This is a genomic window from Streptomyces sp. NPDC047974, from assembly GCF_040653375.1.
Taxonomy (GTDB): domain Bacteria; phylum Actinomycetota; class Actinomycetes; order Streptomycetales; family Streptomycetaceae; genus Streptomyces.
The window spans coordinates 68,670-84,606 of the sequence record NZ_JBEZNU010000015.1; the positions used below are offsets into that span (position 1 = coordinate 68,670).

The 15,937-nt window shown below is 74.5% G+C and carries 16 protein-coding genes and 1 riboswitch; of the genes, 5 read left to right on the forward strand and 11 right to left on the reverse strand.

The window, feature by feature from the left end:
- Window positions 1-29 precede the first annotated feature (29 nt).
- Window positions 30-788, forward strand: coding sequence for a decaprenylphospho-beta-D-erythro-pentofuranosid-2-ulose 2-reductase (locus AB0E19_RS21920; RefSeq protein ID WP_362182649.1), 759 nt, complete (start codon window positions 30-32; stop codon window positions 786-788).
- Window positions 789-806: 18 nt separating this feature from the next.
- Here the strand turns inward: AB0E19_RS21920 and AB0E19_RS21925 are convergent, their stop codons facing one another.
- From AB0E19_RS21925 to glyA, 3 genes are all read right to left on the reverse strand, one after another.
- On the reverse strand, window positions 807-1,388 hold the full coding sequence (locus AB0E19_RS21925) for a 2'-5' RNA ligase family protein (protein WP_360601419.1): 582 nt from the start codon (window positions 1,386-1,388) through the stop codon (window positions 807-809).
- A gap of 110 nt (window positions 1,389-1,498) precedes the next feature.
- Window positions 1,499-2,515, reverse strand: a complete 1,017-nt coding sequence (gene trpS, locus AB0E19_RS21930; RefSeq protein ID WP_362182653.1) for a tryptophan--tRNA ligase — start codon at window positions 2,513-2,515, stop codon at window positions 1,499-1,501.
- 186 nt (window positions 2,516-2,701) lie between these two features.
- Window positions 2,702-3,973 carry a serine hydroxymethyltransferase gene (glyA, locus tag AB0E19_RS21935; RefSeq protein WP_362182656.1) on the reverse strand — a complete coding sequence of 424 codons (1,272 nt, stop codon included), beginning with the start codon at window positions 3,971-3,973 and terminating at the stop codon, window positions 2,702-2,704.
- Window positions 3,974-4,032: 59 nt separating this feature from the next.
- A riboswitch (ZMP/ZTP riboswitch) is annotated at window positions 4,033-4,126 on the reverse strand.
- 105 nt (window positions 4,127-4,231) lie between these two features.
- Between glyA and rocD the strand changes: the two genes are divergently transcribed.
- A complete protein-coding gene (rocD, locus tag AB0E19_RS21940) occupies window positions 4,232-5,437 on the forward strand; it encodes an ornithine--oxo-acid transaminase (RefSeq protein WP_362182658.1) in 1,206 nt (401 codons plus the stop codon).
- 91 nt (window positions 5,438-5,528) lie between these two features.
- Entirely contained in the window at window positions 5,529-6,227 is a 699-nt protein-coding gene (locus AB0E19_RS21945; protein WP_362182661.1) for a polysaccharide deacetylase family protein, read from the forward strand.
- A gap of 2 nt (window positions 6,228-6,229) precedes the next feature.
- Here the strand turns inward: AB0E19_RS21945 and AB0E19_RS21950 are convergent, their stop codons facing one another.
- Entirely contained in the window at window positions 6,230-7,411 is a 1,182-nt protein-coding gene (locus tag AB0E19_RS21950; RefSeq protein ID WP_362182664.1) for a glutathionylspermidine synthase family protein, read from the reverse strand.
- A gap of 33 nt (window positions 7,412-7,444) precedes the next feature.
- Window positions 7,445-7,750 carry a hypothetical protein gene (locus AB0E19_RS21955; protein WP_362182668.1) on the reverse strand — a complete coding sequence of 102 codons (306 nt, stop codon included), beginning with the start codon at window positions 7,748-7,750 and terminating at the stop codon, window positions 7,445-7,447.
- Between the two features lie 149 nt (window positions 7,751-7,899).
- Here AB0E19_RS21955 and AB0E19_RS21960 point away from each other — a divergent pair, with 149 nt between their 5' ends.
- Window positions 7,900-8,778, forward strand: coding sequence for a hypothetical protein (locus tag AB0E19_RS21960; protein WP_362182671.1), 879 nt, complete (start codon window positions 7,900-7,902; stop codon window positions 8,776-8,778).
- Between the two features lie 25 nt (window positions 8,779-8,803).
- Here AB0E19_RS21960 and AB0E19_RS21965 read toward each other — a convergent pair whose 3' ends face one another.
- The 3 genes from AB0E19_RS21965 to AB0E19_RS21975 all read right to left on the reverse strand — a co-directional run bounded on the left by AB0E19_RS21965 (window position 8,804) and on the right by AB0E19_RS21975 (window position 12,657).
- Window positions 8,804-9,553 carry an NAD(P)H-binding protein gene (locus tag AB0E19_RS21965; protein ID WP_362182674.1) on the reverse strand — a complete coding sequence of 250 codons (750 nt, stop codon included), beginning with the start codon at window positions 9,551-9,553 and terminating at the stop codon, window positions 8,804-8,806.
- Window positions 9,554-9,638: 85 nt separating this feature from the next.
- The gene (sigJ, locus tag AB0E19_RS21970; protein ID WP_362182677.1) at window positions 9,639-10,616 is read right to left on the reverse strand and encodes an RNA polymerase sigma factor SigJ; all 978 of its coding nucleotides are present in this window, start codon (window positions 10,614-10,616) and stop codon (window positions 9,639-9,641) included.
- Between the two features lie 466 nt (window positions 10,617-11,082).
- Window positions 11,083-12,657 (reverse strand): PLP-dependent aminotransferase family protein, encoded by a 1,575-nt coding sequence (locus AB0E19_RS21975; RefSeq protein WP_362182680.1) that lies wholly within the window; start codon window positions 12,655-12,657, stop codon window positions 11,083-11,085.
- Window positions 12,658-12,704: 47 nt separating this feature from the next.
- Here AB0E19_RS21975 and AB0E19_RS21980 point away from each other — a divergent pair, with 47 nt between their 5' ends.
- Window positions 12,705-13,211 carry a carboxymuconolactone decarboxylase family protein gene (locus AB0E19_RS21980; RefSeq protein ID WP_362182683.1) on the forward strand — a complete coding sequence of 169 codons (507 nt, stop codon included), beginning with the start codon at window positions 12,705-12,707 and terminating at the stop codon, window positions 13,209-13,211.
- 85 nt (window positions 13,212-13,296) lie between these two features.
- Here AB0E19_RS21980 and AB0E19_RS21985 read toward each other — a convergent pair whose 3' ends face one another.
- From AB0E19_RS21985 to AB0E19_RS21995, 3 genes are all read right to left on the reverse strand, one after another.
- A complete protein-coding gene (locus tag AB0E19_RS21985) occupies window positions 13,297-14,286 on the reverse strand; it encodes a malate dehydrogenase (RefSeq protein ID WP_362182686.1) in 990 nt (329 codons plus the stop codon).
- 171 nt (window positions 14,287-14,457) lie between these two features.
- A complete protein-coding gene (locus AB0E19_RS21990) occupies window positions 14,458-15,429 on the reverse strand; it encodes a DUF2690 domain-containing protein (RefSeq protein WP_362182689.1) in 972 nt (323 codons plus the stop codon).
- A 231-nt stretch (window positions 15,430-15,660) separates the two neighbouring features.
- Window positions 15,661-15,937: DUF3017 domain-containing protein (locus AB0E19_RS21995; protein ID WP_362182692.1), on the reverse strand; the 277-nt coding region annotated here is incomplete at its 5' end.

Genomic DNA, 15,937 nt, shown 5'->3' on the forward strand with positions numbered 1-15,937 from the left:
ACCGTTCGACCCGTCAGGAGTGATGCGTCGTGAAGGACGCCTTCGGTGCCCCCCAGTCCCTGCTGCTGCTCGGCGGCACGTCCGCGATCGGGCTGGCCACCGCGCGCCGGCTGATCGCCCGCCGGACCCGCACGGTCTGGCTGGCCGGCCGCCCCTCCCCCGAGCTGGCCGCCGCGGCCGGCTCGCTGCGCGCCCTGGGGGCCGAGGTGCACGTCGTGCCCTTCGACGCGCTGGACACGGACGTCCACGCGGAGCGGCTCGGGCGGGTCTTCGCGGAGGGGGACGTCGATCTGGTGCTGCTGGCCTTCGGGGTCCTCGGCGACCAGGCGCGCGACGAGTCCGATCCGGCGGCGGCGGTGCGGGTCGCGCAGACCAACTACACGGGCGCCGTCTCGGCGGCCCTGGTGTGCGCGGGCGCGCTCCAGGCACAGGGGCACGGTTCGCTGGTGGTGCTGTCGTCGGTGGCGGGCGAGCGGGGGCGGCGCGCGGACTTCATCTACGGCTCGTCGAAGGCGGGCCTCGACGTCTTCGCGCAGGGGCTGGGCGACGCGCTGCACGGGACGGGGGTGCACGTGATGGTGGTGCGGCCCGGCGCGGTGCGCTCGGCGCGGACGGCGGGGCGGCCGGAGCCGGCACCGCTGTCGACCACCCCGGAGGCGGTCGCGGGCGCGATCGAGCTGGGGCTGCGGCGCCGCTCGGAGACGGTGTGGGTACCCGCTCCGCTCCGCCTGGTGGCCTCCGCGCTGCGGCACGTGCCGCGCCCGCTGCACCGGCGGCTGCCGGTGTGAGTCCGTACGGGCCGGGCCCTAGGAGGTCGTGTGGACCGGGCTGCCGCCCTGGCAGGGGACGGCGGCGATGGGGCGGCCGCTGCCGAACTCGTAGTCGTACAGCTTGCGCCAGACGCCGTCCGCGCCCTGCTCGTACAGGGCGAAGGAGGAGCAGGTCCAGGCGGCCTCGTAGCCGGCCAGTTCCTCGTACGCCCGGTCCATGGCCTCCTCGGCGATGCCGTGGGCGACGGTGACGTGCGGGTGGTAGGGGAACTGGAGCTCGCGGACGAGCGGCCCGGCCTCCTCGCGGAGGCGGGCCTGGAGCCGGTCGCAGCCGGCCGTGCCCTCGGCGAGGGTGACGAAGACCACCGGGGAGAGCGGGCGGAAGGTGCCGGTGCCGCTCAGCCGGATCGCGAAGGGCAGCCAGTCGGCGGCGACGCCGGCGAGGTGGGCCTCGATCTCCGGCAGCCGGTCCTGGTCGACCTCGGTGGGCGGGACGAGGGTGACGTGGGTCGGGATGGCGTGCGCGGCGGGATCCCCGAAGCCCGCGCGCCGCTCCTGGAGCAGGCTGCCGTGAGGCTCCGGGACCGCGATCGAAACGCCGAGCGTTACGGTCCCCACGTCGTTCTCCTCCGTCGTCCGTCGAAACGTGTACGTGTGTGGTGGTGCAGCCGCCAGTGTGCGGCCTGCACCACCCTTTCGGCCAGGGCCCTCGGACCCCGCCGCCCGGCTCAGTGCTTCGCGGGCAGGAAGCCGATCTTCTCGTACGTCTGCGCCAGGGTCTCGGCGGCGACCGCGCGGGCCTTCTCCGCGCCCTTGGCCAGGACCGAGTCCAGCGTCTCCGGGTCGTCCAGGTATTCCTGGGTGCGGGCCCGGAAGGGAGTGACGAAGTCCACCATGACCTCGGCGAGGTCGGTCTTGAGGGCGCCGTACATCTTGCCCTCGTAGCTCTTCTCCAGGTCCGCGACGCTGGTCTCCGTGAGGGTGGCCATGATCGTGAGGAGGTTGGAGACGCCGGCCTTGTTCTCCGGGTCGAAGCGGATCACCGTGTCGGTGTCGGTGACGGCGCTCTTGACCTTCTTGGCGGTGACCTTCGGGTCGTCCAGGAGGTTGATGAGGCCCTTCGGCGTGGACGCCGACTTGCTCATCTTGATCGTCGGGTCCTGGAGGTCGTAGATCTTCCCGGTCTCCTTGACGATGTACGGCGCCGGGACGGTGAAGGTGTCGCCGAAGCGGCCGTTGAAGCGCTCCGCGAGGTCGCGGGTGAGCTCGATGTGCTGGCGCTGGTCCTCGCCGACCGGCACGTGCGTGGCCTGGTAGAGCAGGATGTCCGCGACCTGGAGGATCGGGTAGGTGAAGAGGCCGACCGTGGCGCGGTCGGCGCCGTGCTTGGCGGACTTGTCCTTGAACTGGGTCATGCGGGAGGCCTCGCCGAAGCCGGTGAGGCAGTTCATGACCCAGCCGAGCTGCGCGTGCTCGGGGACGTGGCTCTGGACGAAGAGGGTGCAGCGCTCCGGGTCGAGACCGGCGGCGAGGAGCTGCGCGGCGGCGAACCGGGTGTTGGCGCGGAGCTCGGCCGGGTCCTGCGGGACCGTGATGGCGTGCAGGTCGACGACCATGTAGAAGGCGTCGTGGGACTCCTGCAGCGCGACGTACTGCCGGATCGCACCGAGGTAGTTGCCGAGGTGGAACGAGCCCGCGGTGGGCTGGATTCCGGAGAGCGCGCGAGGACGAGCATCAGAGGCCATGCACATCATTCTCTCAGGTGCGGGAACCGGTCCCGGACTGCCGGTGCGCGGGGTGTACGCGGTCGGCGGTGTGCTGAGACGAGGAACACACCGCCGTCCGGTCCGTCCGGTCGGGATCCGGGATTTTGGATCCCGGATCCGTGATTTTGGATCCGGGATTTTGGATCCAGGACCTTGGATCCCGGATCAGACGGGCAGGCCCGGGGCCGGGTGGGCCGCCATCAGCTCGGCGACCTCGCCGCGGATCGTGGCCAGGGCGGGCTCGTCCCCGGCCGCGGCGGCGGTCACGGCGCGGCCGATCCAGTCGGCGACCTGGTCCATGTGGCCGGGGGTGAGGCCACGGGAGGTGAGGGAGGGGGTGCCGATGCGGATGCCGGAGGGGTCGAAGGGCTTCCGGGGGTCGTAGGGGACGGTGTTGTGGTTGACGACGATGCCGGCGCGGTCGAGCGCCTTGGCGGCGGTCTTGCCGGGGACCTGCTGGGGGGTGAGGTCCATCAGGATCAGGTGGTTGTCGGTGCCGCCGGAGACCAGGTCGAAACCGCGGGCGAGGAGGGCGTCGGCGAGGGCCCCGGCGTTGGCGACGACGGCGTGGGCGTAGTCGCGGAAGGACGGCAGGGAGGCCTCGCGCAGCGCGACGGCGATGGCGGCGGTCGTCTGGTTGTGCGGGCCGCCCTGGAGGCCGGGGAAGACGGCCTTGTCGAGGGCCTTGGCGTGCTCCTCGGTGGACATCAGCATGGCGCCGCGCGGGCCGCGGAGGGTCTTGTGGGTGGTCGTGGAGACGACGTCGACGTGACCCACCGGGGAGGGGTGGGCGCCGCCGGCGATCAGCCCCGCGATGTGGGCGACGTCGGCGACGAGGACGGCGCCGGCCTCGCGGGCGATCTCGCCGAAGGCGGCGAAGTCGATGGTCCGGGGCAGGGCGGTGCCGCCGCAGAAGATCACCTTGGGGCGCTCGGCGAGGGCGAGGTCGCGGACCTGGTCGTAGTCGATGAGACCGGTGTCCCGGTGGACGCCGTACTGGACGCCACGGAACCAGGCGCCGGTGACGGAGACGCCCCAGCCGTGGGTGAGGTGGCCGCCCATGGGGAGCGCCATGCCCATGACGGTGTCGCCGGGCCGTGCGAAGGCGAGGTGGACGGCGAGGTTGGCCGGGGATCCGGAGTAGGGCTGGACGTTGGCGTGGTCGACGCCGAAGAGGGCCTTGGCGCGCTCGACCGCGAGGGTCTCGACCTGATCGACGACCTGCTGGCCCTCGTAGTAGCGGCGGCCGGCGTAGCCCTCGCTGTACTTGTTCTGCAGGACGGTGCCGGAGGCTTCGAGGACGGCGGCGGAGACGTAGTTCTCGCTGGGGATGAGGCGGAGGGTGTCGGCCTGGAGCCGTTCCTCGGCGGCGACGAGGGCGGCGAGCTCGGGGTCGGCGGCGGAGAGGGCCGGGTGCCGGGGCGGGGTGGTGGTCACGTGTTCCTCCGGGAGTACGTCGGAACGTCCCGGGGTGCCGCACGGGACGCGGGGCGGTCCCGTGATGCCCAGGCGAGCGGCACCTCGTGTCGTGAGGGAGCGCGCGCGGCTCCCCCGGGGTCGGTTCCCCGTACGCCAGTCGCCGCGCGTGTTCACAGACTAGCTGGCGCGCCGTTCCCGAGGTTTCCTCGTCCGGGATGCGAGCGACGATAAGAAGGGGCCACAACACACCCCGGCCGCAGGACGATCGGAGATCCCGTGTCGAGAACGCAAGACGAGATCGCTGCCTCGGACGCGCACAGCGCCCACAACTACCACCCGCTGCCCGTCGTCGTCGCCTCCGCCGAGGGGGCCTGGATGACGGACGTCGAGGGAAGCCGCTTCCTCGACATGCTCGCCGGCTATTCGGCACTGAACTTCGGTCACGGCAACCGCCGGCTGATCGACGCGGCGAAGGCCCAGCTGGAGCGGGTGACGCTCACCTCGCGGGCCTTCCACCACGACCGGTTCGCCGAGTTCTGCGCACGGCTCGCGGAGCTGTGCGGCAAGGAGACGGTGCTGCCCATGAACACCGGGGCGGAGGCGGTCGAGACGGCCGTGAAGACCGCCCGGAAGTGGGGGTACGAGGTGAAGGGCGTGCCGGACGGGCACGCGAAGATCGTGGTGGCCGGGAACAACTTCCACGGCCGGACGACGACGATCGTGTCGTTCTCGACCGACCACGAGGCCCGGGACCACTTCGGTCCGTACACGCCCGGCTTCGAGATCGTGCCGTACGGCGATCTGACGGCCCTGGAGGCGGCGGTCACCGAGAACACGGTGGCGGTGCTGCTCGAACCGATCCAGGGCGAGGCGGGCGTCCTCGTCCCGCCGGCCGGCTATCTGCGCGGGGTGCGGGAACTGACGGCCCGGCGGAACGTGCTCTTCATGGCCGACGAGATCCAGTCCGGCCTGGGCCGGACCGGGCGGACCTTCGCCTGCGAGCACGAGGGCGTCGTCCCCGACGTGTACATCCTGGGCAAGGCGCTCGGCGGCGGTGTGGTGCCGGTGTCGGCGGTCGTCGCGGACGCGGACGTGCTCGGGGTGTTCCGTCCGGGCGAGCACGGCTCGACCTTCGGCGGCAACCCGCTGGCGTGCGCGGTCGCCCTGGAGGTCGTCGCGATGCTGCGGACCGGGGAGTACCAGCAGCGGGCGGCGGAGCTGGGCGAGCACCTGCACGCGGAGCTGGGGCTGCTCGTGGGCGGCGGCGCGGTGGAGGCGGTGCGGGGCCGCGGCCTGTGGGCGGGCGTGGACATCGCGCCGGGGCGCGGGACGGGCCGGCAGGTCTCGGAGCGGCTGATGGAGCGGGGGGTGCTGGTGAAGGACACCCACGGTTCGACGATCCGGATCGCGCCGCCCCTGGTGATCTCGAAGGAGGACCTGGACTGGGGCCTGGAGCAGCTGCGGGCGGTCCTCTCGGACTGACCGGGTCCGCTTCCGGGGCGGCGGCGGGGGCGTCGCCCCGGGGCAACTCGGACCATTGACACCGGAGTTGGTCTAGGCCAATGATGCGGCCATGCCGAGACTCCGTCTGCGTCACGCCCTGCGTGCCGCGCTCGCCGCCCTCGTCCCGCTCGCCCTCCTGGGGGCCGTCGGCGGGCCCGCGCAGGCCGCCCCGCGGGCGGCCTGGCCCGAGCCCGCGCCCGTGGTCTCCCGGGTGGAGACCACGGACCCGGTCGTCTTCATCACCATCGACGACGGCTGGTTCCACGACCCCGCCGCCGCCGAGCTGCTGCTCGACCGCCGCGTGCCGGCCTCGCTGTTCCTGCTGCCGGGGGCGTACTCGTACGACTCGGGGTACTTCCACCGGCTGCTCGACCACGGCCGGGTGCGGATCGAGAACCACACGGTCGGCCACCCGGACCTCACGACGCTCGACGCGGCCGGCCAGCGGGCCGAGGTCTGCGGGGCGCGGGACGCGCACCTCGCGGAGTTCGGCGACGGGCCGCGGCTGCTGCGCCCGCCGTACGGGGCGTACGACGCGACCACCCGGACCACCGCCCGCGCCTGCGGCGCGAAGGCCGTGGTGACGTGGACGTACGACCTGACGACCTGGGGCGAGTGGACGCCGCCGACCCCGGAGCTCAAGGCCGGCGACATCATCCTGCTGCACTTCAACGAGACGCTGGAGCAGGACCTGGAGCGGGCCCTGGCCCTGGCCGACGCGGCGGGGCTGAAGCCGGCGCCGCTGCGGGAGTACGTACCGGAGGGGTAGCGCTACAGGATGACGTGCGGGAGGAAGCGGGCGTACTCGTCGGTGATCGCGCCCGCCGACTCCCGGATGCCGAGCCCCGCGGCCTCGTCCTCGACCACCCACGCGCCGAGCAGCGTGCGGTTGCCGTCGAAGTCGGGGAGCGGGGCGAGCCCCTGGTAGCAGCAGGGCTCGTCGCGGACGACGGGCTCGGTGCCGGGCTCGTGCAGGGTGACGCCGGCGCCCTCCCGGCCGAGCAGCGGCTTGGCCGCCCAGCCGGTGGTCGTCGCCAGCTCGCGCGGCCCGTCGAGGTAGGCGGGCAGCAGGTTGGGGTGGCCGGGGTACAGCTCCCAGAGGATCGCGAGGAGCGCCTTGTTGGAGAGCAGCATCTTCCAGGCGGGCTCGATCCAGCAGGTGGTGCCGGTGGAGCCGCCGTTGTCCAGGGTGGACAGGACGTGCTTCCCGAAGGGGTCGGTGACCAGCCACTCCCACGGGTAGAGCTTGAAGCAGCTGCGGATGAAGCGCAGTTTCTCGTCGACGAAGCGGCGGGAGAGCCGGTCCCAGCCGATCCGCTCCACGGAGAGCGCCTCGGTGGCGAGCCCGGCCTGTTCGGCGGTCTCGCGGAGGTACGCGACCGTCATCAGGTCCTCGCCGAGCTCGTCGGTCTCGGAGTGGGCGAAGTGGACGGGGCCGGCGGGGAGCAGCGGCGCCTGCCGCTTCCAGGCGTCGACGAGCCGCTCGTGGAGCGAGTTCCACTGGTCGGCGCCGGGGAAGCGCTCCTCCATCCAGAACCACTGCGGGCTCGCCGCCTCCACCAGGGAGGTCGGGGTGTCCGCGTTGTACTCCAGCATCTTCGCCGGGCCGGTGCCGTCGTAGACGAGGTCGAAGCGGGCGTAGAGGGACGGGAGTTCGGAGCGGCGGCGCCAGGACTCGGCGACCCGGTCGGCGACCTTGGGGTCGGTGATCCCGAGGTCGGCGAAACGGTTCCGCTCGACGATGTGCGCGGCCGCCGCGAGGCACATGGCGTGCAGCTCCTCGACGACCTCCTCCAGCGCCTCGACCTCGGGCAGCGTGAAGGAGTAGTACGCGCTCTCGTCCCAGTACGGACGCAGCGAACCGTCCGGGTAGCGGGTCAGCGGATAGACGAGCCCCTGCTCCTCGACGATCTCCTGCCAGCCCGGGCGGGGTTCGATGGTGTGCCGTTCCATGGTGCCGGTCCGTCCGTCCGTCGGTCCTGCGTCTCAGCCGCCGCTCGACCCGGAGGACGAGCAGCCGAAGCCGCCGGTCTCGACGGCCTTCCGGTCGAAGCTGCCGCCGGTCACGCGCGCGTCGCGGACATAGCCGCCGTAGTAGTAGGCGGGACGGACGACCGTGCCGTCGTCATCGTCGTCGTCGGAGCCGCCGGTCTCGCACTGGTAGCTCGGCAGCTCCTCCAGTGTGACCGGGTCCGCGCACCTGCGGTCGGGTTCGGCGCCGCAGGCGGTGATCGTCGCCGCGAGCACGCCCATACCGCCGAGCACCACCGTGCTCGACCTGAGCCTCCGCATGTCCCTCGCCCTCCCCTTCGCGTGACCGCGCACCCCTGTGCGCGCTGCGCGCCCGCGCGACCATACGTATGACCGCGCGCCTCGCGACCGCACAGTGTAGGCCGCCTCTTTCCGCCCCCGACACCTAGAGTCACTATGTGCTCTTGGGTATGGTTTGCGCGCTCGGATCGGCGCTCTGTTTCGGTGCGGCGACCGTCTTCCAGGCCGCCGCCGCCCGCGCGGCCGCGCCCGGGACGGGCAGCGGCGTGGACGTCGGGCTCCTCTGGCGGGCGGTGCGGCAGTGGCGGTACGCGGTCGGGCTCGGGCTCGGGCTCGACGGCCTCGGCTTCGTCCTGGAGGTCGTGGCGCTGCGGACGCTCCCCCTGTACGCGGTCGGCGCCGCGCTCGCCGCGAGCCTCGCCGTCACCGCCGCGCTGGCCTCCCGGATGCTGGCGGTGCGCCTCGGCCGGGCCGAGTGGGGCGCGGTGGCCGCGGTCTGCGCCGGGCTCGCCCTGCTGGCGCTCGCCGCCGGCCGGGAGGGCCACCGGGAGGGGCCCGAGGCGCTGCCGTGGGTCCTGCTCGGCATCGCCGCCGGGGTACTGCTGATCGGCGCGGCGGCCGGGCGCCTCCCCGACCGGCCCCGGGCGCTGGTCCTCGGCCTCGGCTCCGGAATCGGCTTCGGGGTGGTGGAGGTGGCGGTACGGCTCCTGGACGGGATCGACCTCACGGATCCGGCGCTGTGGGCGCTGCTGCTCGGCGGCGGCGCGGCGTTCCTGCTCCTCACCTCGGCGTTCCAGCGGGGCGCGGTGACGACGGCGACGGCCGGCATGGTCCTGGGCGAGACGCTCGGCCCGGCGGCGGCCGGCCTCCTCTGGCTGGGCGACGAGACCCGCGAGGGCCTCGGCGGGCTCGCGCTCACCGGCTTCGCCCTGGCCGTCGCCGCCTCCCTGGTCCTCGCCCGCTTCGGCGAACCGCCGGTGGCGGCGCCCGAGGCCGGGGCCGCGTCCGAGCCCGAACCCGAACCCGGACGGGAGCGGGCCCCGGACTGACCGTCAGGCCCCCGCGGAACGACCGTCAGGCCCCCGCGCCCCGCGCCTTCAGGTACTGCTCGAAGGTGACCCGGCCGGTGGTGTGTCCCGGGGCCAGGTGGCCGCCCGCGCGGAAGGCCCGGTACGTGCGGCCGGCGAGGGGGACGGGCAGCAGGCGGCGGGTGCGGCCGGCGGCGGCGAGGTGGGCGCGGGCCAGCTCGGCGAAGGTGCGCACCTCGGGACCGCCCATGTCCGGGACCCGGCCCGCGGGGTCGCCGGCCGCGAGCTCCGCCAGCCGCTCGGCCACCTCGGTCACCTCCACCGGCTGGTCCGACACGCCGGCCGGCAGCGGCAGGACCAGCGGGACCTTCCCGGCGGCCGCCAGGACCTGCGCCACCAGGTCGTGGAACTGGGTGGCCCGCAGCACGGTCCAGCCGATCCCGGACTCCTCGACCAGCCGCTCCACCGCGTGCTTGGCGCGGTAGTAGCCGAGCGGCACCCGGTCGACGCCGACGATCGAGATGTAGACGAGGTGCCGGACCCCGGCGCGGCGGGCCGCCGCGATCAGGGTCCGGGCCGCGTCCTCGTCGCCGCCGCGCGGCGAGGAGGCGCAGTGGACGACGGTGTCGACACCCGCGAGGGCCTCGTCGAGACCGGTGCCGTTCCGCAGGTCCACGGGGTACCGCGGCGAGCGGCGGCTCAGTTCGCGCACCTCGTGCCCGGCGGCGGCGAGCCGGGCGCACAGCGGCCTGCCGAGGGTGCCGGTGGCTCCCGTCACCAGGATCGTCTTCGTCATGTCCGGGGTCCCTTCCCGACGCGGACGCCCCCCGCGGAGCGCCCTCACGTACAAGGACCGGCGGGGCCGCGCGTCTGTGACGGCCTCAGCCGCCGGCCTCCGCGCGCGCGGCGAACTGCCGGCCCGCGAAGACGAGCTTGTCCGGGTTCATCACCATCCGCACGTCGGTGATGCGGCCGTCGGCGCCCGTCTCCACCTCGGCGACGCCGATGAGCCGGGTGCCGACGTGCAGCACGATCCCGGGCGCGCCGTTGACCTCGGCGACGGTGAGCACGGAGCCCGCCTCGCGCCGGTCGGCGACGCCGGCGAGGAAGCGGAGGACGCGGTCGCGGCCGCGGACGGGACGGAGGGCGGACCTGACCTTGCCGCCGCCGTCGCCCCACCAGACGACGTCCGCCGCGAGGACCTTCTCCAGGCCCGCGAGGTCGCCCTCGCGGGAGGCTGCGACGAAGGACTCGACGAACTCCCGGTGCCGCTCGGGCGCGGGCGGCTCGGCGCGGACGGCGGCCCCGTCGTCGCCGGGCGCGGCCACCCGGCGGGCGGCCCGGACGTACAGCTGGCGGCAGTTGGCCTCGCCGAGGTCGAGCAGGCCGGCGATCTCCCGGTGCGGATAGCCGAAGGCCTCGCGGAGCACGTACACGGCCCGCTCGGCCGGGGTGAGCCGCTCCAGGAGCAGCAGGAGCGCCATGGAGACGTCGTCGCCGCGCTCGGCGGCCTCCAGCGGCCCCGCGCCGGGCGCGCCGAGCGGGCCCCGGACGTCGGTGAGCACCGGCTCCGGCAGCCAGGTCCCGGTGTACCGCTCGCGGGTGGCGCGGGCGGAGGTGAGCCGGGTGAGGCAGAGGTTGGTGACGACCCTGGTGAGCCAGGCGCCCGGCTGGACGATGACGGCCCGGTCGGCGCCGTCCCACCGCAGATAGGCGTCCTGGACGGTGTCCTCGGCCTCCTCTGCGGACCCGAGCATGCGGTAGGCGAGCCCGAAGAGCCGCGGCCGGTAGGTGGTGAACTCCCGCGCGGCGGCCTCCGCGTCGCCCTGCGGCCGCTCGTCCGGAGTGGGGTACGACATCACTCCCCCACCCTGCCAGACCACGGCCCCGGCCTCCCCGACCCCCGGCCCTCCCGGCGCGCGGTGACCGCCTCCCGCCCCACGGCCCCGGCGAGCCCGACGGGCCCCCGACGGTCCCGCCCCGTACCGCCGCCCGCGGGGACCGGCATCGCGGGGTGGGCGGGGGATCACCGCACCCGGCACCTCCCGGCCGCCCGCGACACGCGCGTACCGCCTCCCGCCCCGCGACCCCGGCGAGCCCGGCGAGCCCGGCGAGCCCGGCGAGCCCGGCGAGCCCGGCGAGCCCGGCAGGAGTCCGTCGGCGCCCGGCAGGAGTCCGTCGGCGCCGGCCGGAGTCCGTCGGCGCCCGGCAGGATCCCGACCGCGCCCGCCCCCCTCAGCCGACCTCCGAGCCCGACCCCACGGCCCCGGCGAGGCCCGGCCGGAGCCCGACGGCCCCGCCCCACCCCACCCCGCCCCGTACCGCTCAAAGGGTCCCGGCCGCGCCTCCGCCCTCTCGCCCGTCCTCCGGGTCCTGCCCCGCGTCCAGGCCCTCCAGGACCCCGCACAGGGCCTGGAGGGCTCCTTGCCAGGCGCTGTCGGGCGGGGTGCCGTAGCCGACCACCAGGCCCTCCAGGGTCCGGCGGGCCTGCGGGTGGCGGAAGTGGCCCAGGCCCTGGACCGCCAGGCCGTGCCAGGCGGCGGAGCGGAGTGCGGCGGCCTCGGTGCCGGGCGGGAGGGGGAGGACCGCGTGGAGGCCGGCCGCGATGCCGCCGACCCGGATGCCGGGGGCGCGCTCGGCGAGCGCGGCGACGAGCTGGTCGCGGCGGTGCCGGTAGCGCAGCCGCATGGCGCGGACGTGCCGGTCGTGCGCGCCGGTGGCGAGGAAGTCCGCGAAGGCGAGCTGGTCGGGGGTGCCGCACATCCAGTCCACCACCGCCCCCTTGGCGGCGACGACCTCGTCCACCAGGCCCTCCGGCAGCACCATCCAGGCGAGCCGCAGCCCGGGGGCGAGGGACTTGCTCGCGGTGCCGAGGTAGACGACCCGTTCCGGGTCGAGGCCCTGGAGCGCGCCGACGGGCTGCCGGTCGTACCGGAACTCCCCGTCGTAGTCGTCCTCCAGGACGTAACCGCCGGTCGCCCGCGCCCAGTCGACGACGGCCGTCCGCCGGTCCGGCGGCAGCGCCCCGCCGAGGGGGAACTGGTGGGCGGCGGTCAGGAGCACCGCGTCCGGGGCGAGGGACGCCGACTCCTCGACGCGGGTGCCGCGTTCGTCGAAGGGCAGCGGCGGGGTGGCGAGCCCGGCGTCCCGCAGCAGCGCGGCGTGCGGGCCGAGGCCGTACGACTCCACGCCGACGGCCCGGGCCCCGCGCCCGCGCAGGGCGCGGGCGATCAGCATCAGGCCGTGCGCGAACCCGGCGCAGACCACGATCCGTTCGGGCCGCGCGTGGACGCCCCTGGCGCGGGCCAGGTACTCGGCGAGGACCGTCCGCAGCTCCTCCCGGCCGTGCGGATCCCCGTACCCGAAGGCCTCGTTGGGCGCGGCGGTGAGGGCCCGCCGGTACGCCTTGAGCCACGCGGCGCGCGGGAAGGAGGCGAGGTCCGGGGTGCCGCTCCGGAGGTCGTACGCGGGCGGGCTCGTCCGCCGCCGCGAGACCCGCCACGCGGTGCCGCCGGGCGTCGGGCCCGCGGGGGTCGCGGAGAGCGCGGGCGGCACGGGCGGGGCCGGGGGCGGCTCGACCTCCCCCGCGCCGGCCTGCCCCGCACGGGCCGCCTTCTCCGTCGGCGGCCGGGGGTCCGCCCGGCGGGCCACCCGGGTGCCGGAACCCTGGCGCGCCGTGAGCCACCCCTCGGCCACCAGTTCGGCGTACGCGTCGGCGACGGTGTTCCGGGCCACCCCGAGGTCCGCCGCGAGCTGGCGCGAGGACGGCAGCCGGGTGCCCGGGGCGAGGCGTCCGCCCCGCACGGCCTCGCGCAAGGCGTCCATGAGGCCGGCCCTGAGCCGGGTGCCGCGCAGGTCCAGATGGAGGTCGGCGCCAAAAGTGGCCCAGTCGTCCCGCATGGGATTGGACCATACCCGCATGCCATCCGCTGCGTACGGTGGCTCTCATGACCACCACCACCGTGCACTCCCCCGCCCAGGCCCTCGCCCACGAGCACACCCCGCGCATGCCGTTCGCCGAGCGGGTCCCCGACTTCTACCGGGCGATGATCCGCCTGGAGCAGGAGGCCGCGAAGGGCGTGGACCCGGCGCTCTACCACCTGATCAAGATCCGCGCCTCGCAGCTCAACCACTGCGCCTTCTGCCTCGACATGCACACCAAGGACGCGCTCGCCGAGGGCGAGTCGGTCGAGCGGGTCGTCCAGCTCTCCGCCTGGGAGGAGTCGAAGCACTTCTACACCGAGCGCGAGCTGGCGGCGATCGCCCTCACCGAGGCGGTCACCGTCCTCACCGACGGCTTCGTCCCCGACGAGGTGTACGCGGCGGCCGCCGCGCACTTCGACGAGGAGGAGCTCGCCAAGGTGATCGGCGCGATCGTCGTCATCAACTCCTGGAACCGCATCGCCGTCACGACCCGCATGGTCCCCGGCCACTACACCCCGCGCGCGCACTGATCCCGGACGCGGAAAAAGGGCGGAGCCCCCGGTCGTCCGACCGGGGGCTCCGTCACGCGTCAGGTCACGCGTCAGGCGCGGGGGCTCAGACGAGGCCGAGCTCGCGGACCGCGTCGCGCTCCTCCGACAGCTCCTTGACGGAGGCGTCGATGCGGGCGCGGGAGAAGTCGTTGATCTCCAGGCCCTGGACGATCTCGTACGCGCCGTCCTTGCAGGTGACGGGGAAGGAGGAGATCAGGCCCTCCGGGACGCCGTAGGAGCCGTCGGACGGGACGCCCATGGAGGTCCAGTCGCCCTCGGCGGTGCCGTTGACCCAGGTGTGGACGTGGTCGATGGCGGCGTTGGCGGCCGAGGCGGCGGAGGAGGCGCCACGGGCGTCGATGATCGCGGCGCCGCGCTTGGCGACGGTCGGGATGAAGGTGTCGGCCAGCCACGCCTCGTCGTTGACGACGTCCGCGGCGTTCTTGCCGGCGATCTCCGCGTGGAAGATGTCCGGGTACTGCGTCGCGGAGTGGTTGCCCCAGATGGTGAGGCGCTTGATGTCCGTGACGGAGGAGCCGGTCTTCTGGGCCAGCTGCGTCAGCGCGCGGTTGTGGTCCAGGCGGGTCATCGCGGTGAAGCGCTCGGCCGGGACGCCCTTGGCGGCCGACTGGGCGATCAGGGCGTTGGTGTTGGCCGGGTTGCCGACGACGAGGATCTTGACGTCGTCCGCGGCGTGGGCGGCGATGGCCTCGCCCTGCGGCTTGAAGATGCCGCCGTTGGCGGCGAGCAGGTCGCCGCGCTCCATGCCCGGGCCGCGCGGACGGGCGCCGACGAGCAGGCCGATGTTCGCGCCCTCGAAGCCCTGGTTCGGGTTGTCGAAGATGTCGATGCCCTTGAGCAGCGGGAACGCGCAGTCGTCGAGCTCCATGGCGGTGCCCTCGGCGGCCTTCACGCCCTGCGGGATCTCGAGGAGGCGCAGCTTGACCGGCACGTCCGCGCCGAGCAGGTGGCCGGAGGCGATGCGGAAGAGCAGCGCGTAGCCGATCTGGCCGGCCGCGCCGGTCACGGTGACATTCACGGGAGTGCGGGTCATGGCGATCTCCGTAAGACAGCTGGCGGTGGGGTTCCCTGCCCCTGTGGCTGGATATCGCTCACTTGATCGATCGATGTCTCGACGTGAAGAGATATCCGGCGGTCAGGCTATCGGACCTTGGCCCCACTGCACCCCCACCCCCTTGTGGTGCGGCTCACCTCCCGCCCCGTTTCACCCTCCCGTGCAGCCGTCCTCGCCGCCGGAAAGGGTCGCGCAGGCGCGTGCGACGCCCCCGGAGGCGACCGGGATCATCGCGGTGTACGCGCCTCCGCCGCCGTCCGCGGCGACGGCGGCGAGCCGGACGGCGGTGCCGGACTGCACGCTGACCTCGTCCCCGACGGCGCCCCCGCTGATCCGCGCCCAGGCCGCGGCGCAGACCTCGCTGTGCCGGACCTCGACGAGGGCGGCGCCGACGCGGGTGCGGGCGACGGTGACGGCGAGCGGCCCGCCGCATCCCATGTCCTCCGGGTCGAGCCCGCCGCAGTCCGCGCCGGTGCAGCGGACACCTTCGGGGAGGCTCGGGCCGGGCGTCGGAGCGGTGGTGGTGACGGGCGGGGGCGGGGCGGCCGCCGGCGGCTTCCCGGTCCCGCCGAGGTCGACGAGGAGCACGGCGGCGGTGACGACGAGCGCGGCGCCGACGATCCCGGCGACGTAGAGCAGCGGCGAGCCCCGCCGGGGCGTGCGGGCCGGGGGACGCCCTGGTTCCGGCGCCGGCGGTACGGCCCTGATGCGCAGGGTCCGGTCGGCGGGCCCGGGCGGGCCGGCCCCGTCGAGCGCGCCGGTCGCGCCGGTCGCCTCGGCCGCGCCGGTCGCGCCGGTCGCCTCGGTCGCCTCGGCCGGGGCGCCCTCCGGAGCCGGGCCCCGCTCCGCCGGCAGCCGTTTCCAGGCGCGGTCGGCGTGCTCCCAGTGGGCGGTCAGGGGGCCGAGGTCGGCGCCGGTCACGTCGGAGAGCGCGACGACGGCGCTCCTCGGTACGGGCCTCGCGGCGTTCGCGAAGGCCTCCCAGTCGGCCGGCTCGTGGCCGGTGCGCTCGGCGACGGCGGCGACGCCGAGTCCGCTGCGGTCGATGACCAGCCGGAGCCGTTCCGCGAACGTCCGTACGTCCGGATCGAGTTCGCCGGACAGCGCCTTCCACGCCGGCATGCGCACCCCCTCGTCGAAGTTCCCCTGAGCTCCTCGAAGGATGGCAGTTCCGGGCGGTGAACGGGACCCGACCGGTGGGCGCGGATGTACCGGAACGGTCACCTCCGTGCCACAGCGGACGGCGTGAACTTGCCCTTCATTGGCGCGTACATGACCCTTGATCGCAGGACGGCGCCCGCCCTCCCACGGGGGAGAGGGCGGGCGCCGTCGTCGTACGACCGTGGAGAACGGTCAGGTCACCGTCAGGTGGAGGACGTCCTCCAGGAACGGGATCCGGAGCCAGGGCCTCGGCTGCACCATGAGGGCGAGCAGCACGATCAGCGAGCCCATCACCCCGTACGTGATCATGTCGGTGAAGCGCGAGCGGACCGCGAGCATGCCCACCGAGGGCAGCACGCGGCGGAGCACCGCGCCGAGCAGCAGCGCGACGCCCACCAGCATCGTCCCGACCCGGAAGGACTGCCAGAAGGGGTCCGTCCCCACCACGAGCAGTCCGAGCGCCGCCGCC

Bases quoted from the DNA above. Each gene is read 5' to 3' on its own strand.
- trpS (WP_362182653.1), bottom strand. From the start codon at position 2,515: ATGGCCTCTGATGCTCGTCCTCGCGCGCTCTCCGGAATCCAGCCCACC.
- AB0E19_RS21945 (WP_362182661.1), top strand. From the start codon at position 5,529: ATGCCGAGACTCCGTCTGCGTCACGCCCTGCGTGCCGCGCTCGCCGCC.
- AB0E19_RS21950 (WP_362182664.1), bottom strand. From the start codon at position 7,411: ATGGAACGGCACACCATCGAACCCCGCCCGGGCTGGCAGGAGATCGTC.
- AB0E19_RS21955 (WP_362182668.1), bottom strand. From the start codon at position 7,750: ATGCGGAGGCTCAGGTCGAGCACGGTGGTGCTCGGCGGTATGGGCGTG.
- AB0E19_RS21960 (WP_362182671.1), top strand. From the start codon at position 7,900: ATGGTTTGCGCGCTCGGATCGGCGCTCTGTTTCGGTGCGGCGACCGTC.
- AB0E19_RS21965 (WP_362182674.1), bottom strand. From the start codon at position 9,553: ATGACGAAGACGATCCTGGTGACGGGAGCCACCGGCACCCTCGGCAGG.
- sigJ (WP_362182677.1), bottom strand. From the start codon at position 10,616: ATGTCGTACCCCACTCCGGACGAGCGGCCGCAGGGCGACGCGGAGGCC.
- AB0E19_RS21975 (WP_362182680.1), bottom strand. From the start codon at position 12,657: ATGCGGGACGACTGGGCCACTTTTGGCGCCGACCTCCATCTGGACCTG.
- AB0E19_RS21980 (WP_362182683.1), top strand. From the start codon at position 12,705: ATGACCACCACCACCGTGCACTCCCCCGCCCAGGCCCTCGCCCACGAG.
- AB0E19_RS21985 (WP_362182686.1), bottom strand. From the start codon at position 14,286: ATGACCCGCACTCCCGTGAATGTCACCGTGACCGGCGCGGCCGGCCAG.
- AB0E19_RS21990 (WP_362182689.1), bottom strand. From the start codon at position 15,429: ATGCCGGCGTGGAAGGCGCTGTCCGGCGAACTCGATCCGGACGTACGG.